Raw genomic sequence first — 6000 nt, 5'->3', positions numbered from 1 at the left:
GCCAATTTTCACGCGCCGTTCACTGTTGCCGCCGACACCGTATTCGCGGGTAAACCCGCGCCTACACGCAGATCGGTGGTGGACACAGGCCGTCGTAGGAGCGGGTTCACCCGCGAAAGGGCCGGCCCTGCTGGCCAAATTTCCACCCTGTTCAGCGAACCATGATCGCTTTGAACAGCTCCGAAGCCAGCCACCCCTCCAGCCAGCTCCGTACCCGCGGATAAGCCGCCTCGGCGAACCACTGCGGTTCGACCCCGGCAAACTGGCGCATCAGAGGCAGCAACGCGGCATCGGCCATGCTCGGGTGGTCGGCCAGCAGGTAGGGCTGGCCCGCCAGCAGGCCTTCTAGCTCCGCCAGCCAGGCCTCGGCCTGCTGGCGGTAATGTTCGCGGGAATGCTCCGGGTAACGTTCGGCATACTTGTACAGGTTCACATGCGCCTTGAACGTGGTGTCATTGCGCGCAATCAGCGTTTCAGCCTGCTGTGCAGCCACAGGGTTGGCCTGTAGCCGCCAGTCCTGCGGGTCGTTTTGCGTCAGCGCCCAGCGCATGATGTCCAGGCTCTCTTCAAGTACCCCGGCACCGGTGTCCAGCACCGGTACCGTGCCCTTGGGCGACAAGGCCAGCAGCTCTGCCGGCTTTTTCTTCATCGCCACTTCGCAGATCTCCACCTCGCAGCCGGCATAGCGCAGGGCCAGGCGCGCACGCATGGCCCACGGGCAGCGGCGGAACGAGTAGAGGATCACCCGCACACCTCCACGTCACTCAGGCCATTACCCTGACGCCGCACCTGGATCTGTACCGGGATGCGCTCGTGCATTTCCTGTACGTGGGAAATCACCGCCACTTTGCGGCCCTGGGCTTGCAAGCCGTCGAGGGCGTCCATTGCCAACTGCAGTGACTCGGGGTCGAGGCTGCCGAAGCCTTCGTCGATGAACAACGATTCGATACGCAGGGTGCTGGAAGCCATCGACGCCAGGCCCAGGGCCAGGGCCAGCGACACCAGGAAGGTTTCCCCGCCCGACAACGAGTGCACCGAACGCAGTTCGTCGCCCATCTCGGTGTCCAGCACCAGCAGGCCAAGGGCACTGCCGCCGCGCTTCAGGCGGTAGCGGCGGGCCAGCTGACGCAGTTGGGCGTTGGCGTGGTGCAGCAGCAGGTCGAGGTTGTAGCCCTGGGCGATCTTGCGGAACACATCGCCCGAGGCCGAACCGATCAGGGCATTGAGGCGGGCCCAGCGTTGCCACTGCTGGTGGGCCTGTTCGATTTCTGCCGTCAGCGCCTGGTGGGCCTGCTGCCGGCGCTGGTCGTCGGCCTGTTGCGCGCGCAGTTCGGCGCACTGCTGCTCATGGTTGGCCAGGCGCCCGCGCAGTTCGGCCAGGGCCTGCTCCAGGGCTTCGGCCGAGGTGTCCACGGTCATTTGTGCGGCGTGTTGTTGCAGGCGCTGCTCACGTTCCTGCAGCAGCACGCGGCCTTGTTCGATGGCCTTCTCGGCACCTTGAACACGCTGACGCAGCTCATTCACCTGGGCGTCATCCATGGCCAGCAGGCGATCCAGCCCGGCGTCGTCCAGCTCCGGATGCTCGCTGCGCCATTGCGCGATCTGGCCCTGCAATTGCTGGCACTCGCTTTCCAGCGCCTGTTGCTGCTGGGCATTGGCCTTGAGTTCGCTGGCCAGTTGTACACCCTGGGTGCGCAGCTCCTGCAGGCGCTGGGCGGTGTCGGCGTCAAGGGCGCGGGCGTGTTCCAGCGCGGTGTCCATGTGCTGTTGCCAGGCTTCGGCGCTGGCATGTTCGCCGAGCAGTTCGCCGAGTGAGGCCAGGGCTTGCTGGCGTTGCTCGTCGAGGGCGGCCAGTTTCTGCTGCAACTGCTGCTGGCCTTGCAGGCGCGTCTGTTGTTGATCACGCAGCTTGTCCAGCTGGGTTTGGCGGGCTTGCTGTTCTTCCAGTTCGTCCTTGCGCTGGTCCAGTTGCTGCAGGCGCTGGGCAATCTGCTGGTCGAGGGCGAGGAAGGCATTGGCCGGGTCTTCGTTCAGGGCCTTGAGGGCTTCCTTGGGCAAGACGCCGGCCAGGTCGTCAAGGCCTTGCTGCAACTGCTGCTCATCGTTGGCCAGGGCCTGGTGCTGTTGCTCCAGATGGCGCTGGGCCTGTTGCTGGGCGTCGTAGGCCGCCTGCAATTGCTGGTTCAGGCGGGCGGCGTCTTTTTGCAGAGCCAGCAGGGCGCTCTGGCGTTTCTCGTCCTGGCTGATTTCTTCATCCAGGCGACGTAGCTGGCCGTCGAGCCAGGTGCTACGGGCCTTGTCGTCCTGCGGGGCGAGGGCTGGCCACAGGCTGTGTGCCTGCACCTGAGCCACCAGCGGTTGCAACTGTTCACCCAGTTGCTGCTGTTGCTGCTGGGAGTCCTTGAGCTGGGCGTTGACCACCCCCAGTTGGGTACGCAGTTCCACCAGCTTGCTGTTGAGGGTTTCGACCTGTTTCTGCGCGGCGTGCTCTTCGGCCTGGTCATGGCGACCCAGGCTCTGCAGCAGCGCTTCTGGCTGATGGAACGGGTGTTCGGCGCTGCCACAGACCGGGCAGGGTTCGCCGTCACGCAATTGTCCACGCAGTTCTTCGACGCTGGTGTTGCGTGCCAGGCGTTGCCGTTCCAGCAGTTGACGGGTGAGGACCAACGCCTGTTCGGCGGCCTCCAGCTCGGCCTTGGCGGCAGTGCCTTCGGTAATCAGTTGCTGGCGTTGCAGCATGGCCTGCTGCTGCCGTTCACGCAGGGCGTCCAGCTGCTGGCGCAGCTCCTGTTCACGGCCGTGCAGGCGTGACATTTCCTCTACGGCGCGCTGCTGTTTGCGGTTGTCCTGCAGCATGCCGCCGAGCAGGTCGATCTGCTCGGCAAGGGCCTGGGGTTCGGCCTTGGCTTCACGGAACAACAGGTCGTAGGCGTCGCGCTCGGCCTGCAGGTGCGCATTGGCCTGGCTGGCCTGGGCCTGCAGGCCGGGTAACTCTTCTCGGCCCTTGGTCAGGCGGCCACCGATCAGCATTACCTGCTTCAGTTGCGGCAGGTAGGCGTGCCAGGCATTGGCCAGGCCCGCCAGGTGCTGGCTGTCGGCAAGCGCGGTTTCGATCTGCGCCAGTTGCTGCACGCTGCGCTGCTGGTTGTCTTCCAGCTGCTGCAGTTGCTGCTGGCCGTCAGCGAGCTGCTGTTGCGCCTGCTGGCTGATGTTGCGCTCGGCGGCCAGTTCCTGGTCCAGGCGTGCCAGACTGTCCTGCGCGGCAAAAGCCTGGCGCAGGCGCGGCGCGTTCTCGACGTGCTGGGCCTGGCGGTCGGCAAGCGCTTGGCGCGCATGGTCCAGCGCCTGTTCGAGCTCGCGGGTACGCACCTGCAGTTCGGCTTGTTGCTGTTGCTGCTCGGCAATTTTTGCCGCCACTGGCGCCAGCTGTGCGCTCAGTGCCTGTCGGCGGTGGAACTGGTGACGCTGTGGGGCCAGGCGCTCCAGGCGTACCAGGTCCAGGCGTGGTTCGGCCAGCTGTTGCCAGTCCAGTTCGGCGGCCTGCAGCGTGGTGCTGGCTTCGGTGTGTTGGGCCTGTAGCTGGCGTTGCTCATTCAGCCAACTGCGTTGCTTCTCCAGCTGACGCTCGCCGGCCTGGTCGGTCTTGAACTGCTGCTGCGCCTGCTCCAGGCGCTGGTCGAGCTCGGCACGGGCCTCGGCAGCCATCGGCAGCAGGTGGCTGGCGCGTTCTTTCAGGGCGTTGTGTGCCTCGCTGGCTTCGCGTGCCTTGCTGAAGGCACGCTGGCCCAGGCGGGTGTAGATGGCAGTGTTGGTGAGCTTTTCCAGCAGCTCGCTGCGGTCTTTGTCATCGGCCTTGAGGAACGCGCCGAACTCGCTCTGGGCCAGCATCACCGCACGGGTGAACTGTTCGAAGTTCAGGCCCAGGCGGGCTTCGACCAGTTGCTTGTATTCGTTCTTGCCACTGCCGAGCACCTGCTCGCTGTCGAGGTCGTAGAAGCTCTGGCGGCTGTGCTGCAGTTTGCCGTTGGCCTTGTCGCGGGCACGGTTGGCTTCCCAGCGGGCGCGGTAGCGGCGGCCGTCGATGCCGACGAAATCGACCTCGGCAAAACCGCTGCCGGTGCCACGGCGCAGCAGGTTGCGCGGGTCGGAAGTGGGGATTTCGCCGTCGGCGTCTGGCACCTTGGCCTCACGGCCAATGTCATTGAGGCGCGGCACGGTGCCAAACAGCGCCAGGCACAGGGCGTCGAGCAGGGTGCTCTTGCCGGCGCCGGTAGGCCCGGTGATGGCGAACAGGCCAGCGCTGGCCAACGGTTCTGCGGTGAAATCGATGTCGATCGGACCGGCCAGCGATGCCAGGTTCTTCAGGCGGATGGCGAGAATTTTCATGGCTGTTCCTCCTCCTGCAGCACGTCCTGCAACAGCAGGGCGAAGTCGGCCAGGGTCTGCTCGTCGGCGGGGTTGCCGTAGGCTTGCTCCCAGGCGCGACTGAACAGGTCTTGCGGGGTCATCTGGGCCAGCTCGACAAAGGCCAGGCCATCGTCTTCGGCGTTGTTGCGGCCAGCGTATTCGGCGCTGATGCGGATCAACCGTACCGCCTTGCCTTCAAGCGCGGTTTCGATCTGCTGGCGCAGGTCGGGTTGCGGCTCGTCGAGCATCACCCGCACCTCCAGCCAGGGCTGGCGGTTGGGGTCTTCAAGCAGGTCGATCACTGGCAGGTCGGCCAGTTGCTGCAACAGCTCGCCCAGCGGTGCCGGGCCCACCCGTTGCAGGGCCACGGCGCGTGGTACGGGGCGTGGCTCGACGCTGACCAGGCCGTTGCCGTCCAACTCCACTTCCAGGACCTGGTGCGGGTAGTTGATTTCGGCGAACGACAGCGGGATTGGCGAGCCGCTGTAGCGGATGCGTTCTTCGCGGTTGACCTTCTGCGGCTTGTGCAGGTGGCCCAGGGCGACGTAGCTGATAGCCTTGTCGAACAGCTTGGCCGGCAGCGCCTCGGCGTTGCCGATGATCAGGCTGCGTTCGGAGTCTTCCGACACCGCGCCACCTGCCATGTGAGCATGGCTGATGGCAATCAGCGCCTGGTCTTTCTTGCGCTTCTTCTGCGCGGCGGCGATCAGTTGCTGGTGCACCTGGGTGATGCCTTGCAGGTAGTCGTCACCCAACTGCGGGCCGGTCACTTCGGCCGGGCGCAGGAACGGCAGGGCCAGGCACCAGGCGGCCACCTTGCCACGGCCGTTGGTCAGCGGAATCAGCAGGCGCTCGGCATCCAGCTGGCCCTCGTCCAGCCAGTGCACACGGCCCAGGGCATGGGTGCGCAGGCGGCGCATGAGCGCGGCGGGCAGCTCGATGCGCGAACCGGAGTCGTGGTTGCCGGCGATCATCACGATGTCCAGCTTGGGCTGCTGCTCGTGGGCCTGGACGATGAAGTCGTAGAGGCGTTCCTGGGCTTTGACGGGCGGGTTGACGGTGTCGAAGATGTCGCCCGCAATCAGCAGCGCATCCGGCTGGCGCAGGTGTAGCTGGCCGAGCAGCCAGTCGAGGAAGCAGGCGTGTTCGAAATCGCGTTCCTGGCCGTGCAGGCTTTGGCCCAGGTGCCAGTCGGAGGTATGAAACAGACGCATGGATGACCTGTTGGTGTCGAGTCGAGCAAGCGAGGGCTTGGCTTGGGTGATGGGTGTTGCGCAAGGGCGGTATGGTAACCCATGCACGGGGCCGCTGTGCGGCCCGAAAGTTCAGCGCTTGATCTCATGGGCGCACGGTGCTGGTTGTCCTGCAGGCAAGCCCGCGCATTGAACCCCTTGTTCATGGATGGCATTGGCTTATCGCAGTAGCGTCCTGCGACTCCAGGCGTTGACGCGGGTTGCCACGTTGGTTCCATATTGATAGCAGGGTGTCGCGCATCTCGGTTTGCCCCACGGACATGTCGCGGCAAAGCATCGAGCACACGCTCGGCCACTTCCGCCTTGAACGTTCTGTGAGCTGGCTCTCGCTTTGCACCAG

3 protein-coding genes are annotated in these 6000 nt (G+C 65.3%); all 3 read right to left on the bottom strand.

Annotated features, from left to right (window positions below; translation table 11 throughout):
- Positions 1-151: 151 nt before the first annotated feature.
- Genes ACF8GF_RS20385 through ACF8GF_RS20375 form a run of 3 tightly spaced genes read right to left on the bottom strand, consistent with a single transcriptional unit; the run spans position 152 to position 5621 of the window.
- Entirely contained in the window at positions 152-745 is a 594-nt protein-coding gene (locus ACF8GF_RS20385; protein ID WP_392488421.1) for a glutathione S-transferase, read from the bottom strand.
- Complete coding sequence (locus tag ACF8GF_RS20380; protein ID WP_176684481.1) at positions 742-4386, bottom strand: AAA family ATPase; 3645 nt, start codon at positions 4384-4386, stop codon at positions 742-744. The genes ACF8GF_RS20385 and ACF8GF_RS20380 overlap by 4 nt, the downstream gene beginning before the upstream one ends.
- Positions 4383-5621 (bottom strand): exonuclease SbcCD subunit D C-terminal domain-containing protein, encoded by a 1239-nt coding sequence (locus ACF8GF_RS20375; RefSeq protein WP_176684480.1) that lies wholly within the window; start codon positions 5619-5621, stop codon positions 4383-4385. Before ACF8GF_RS20375 ends, ACF8GF_RS20380 begins: the two co-directional genes overlap by 4 nt.
- Positions 5622-6000 lie beyond the last annotated feature (379 nt).

It is taken from the genome of Pseudomonas sp. yb_5 (assembly GCF_043103865.1).
Classification (GTDB): Bacteria; Pseudomonadota; Gammaproteobacteria; order Pseudomonadales; family Pseudomonadaceae; genus Aquipseudomonas; species Aquipseudomonas putida_Y.
This window is presented reverse-complemented; position numbering and strand designations above follow the sequence as displayed.

Bases quoted from the DNA above. Each gene is read 5' to 3' on its own strand.
- ACF8GF_RS20375 (WP_176684480.1), bottom strand. From the start codon at position 5,621: ATGCGTCTGTTTCATACCTCCGACTGGCACCTGGGCCAAAGCCTGCAC.
- ACF8GF_RS20380 (WP_176684481.1), bottom strand. From the start codon at position 4,386: ATGAAAATTCTCGCCATCCGCCTGAAGAACCTGGCATCGCTGGCCGGT.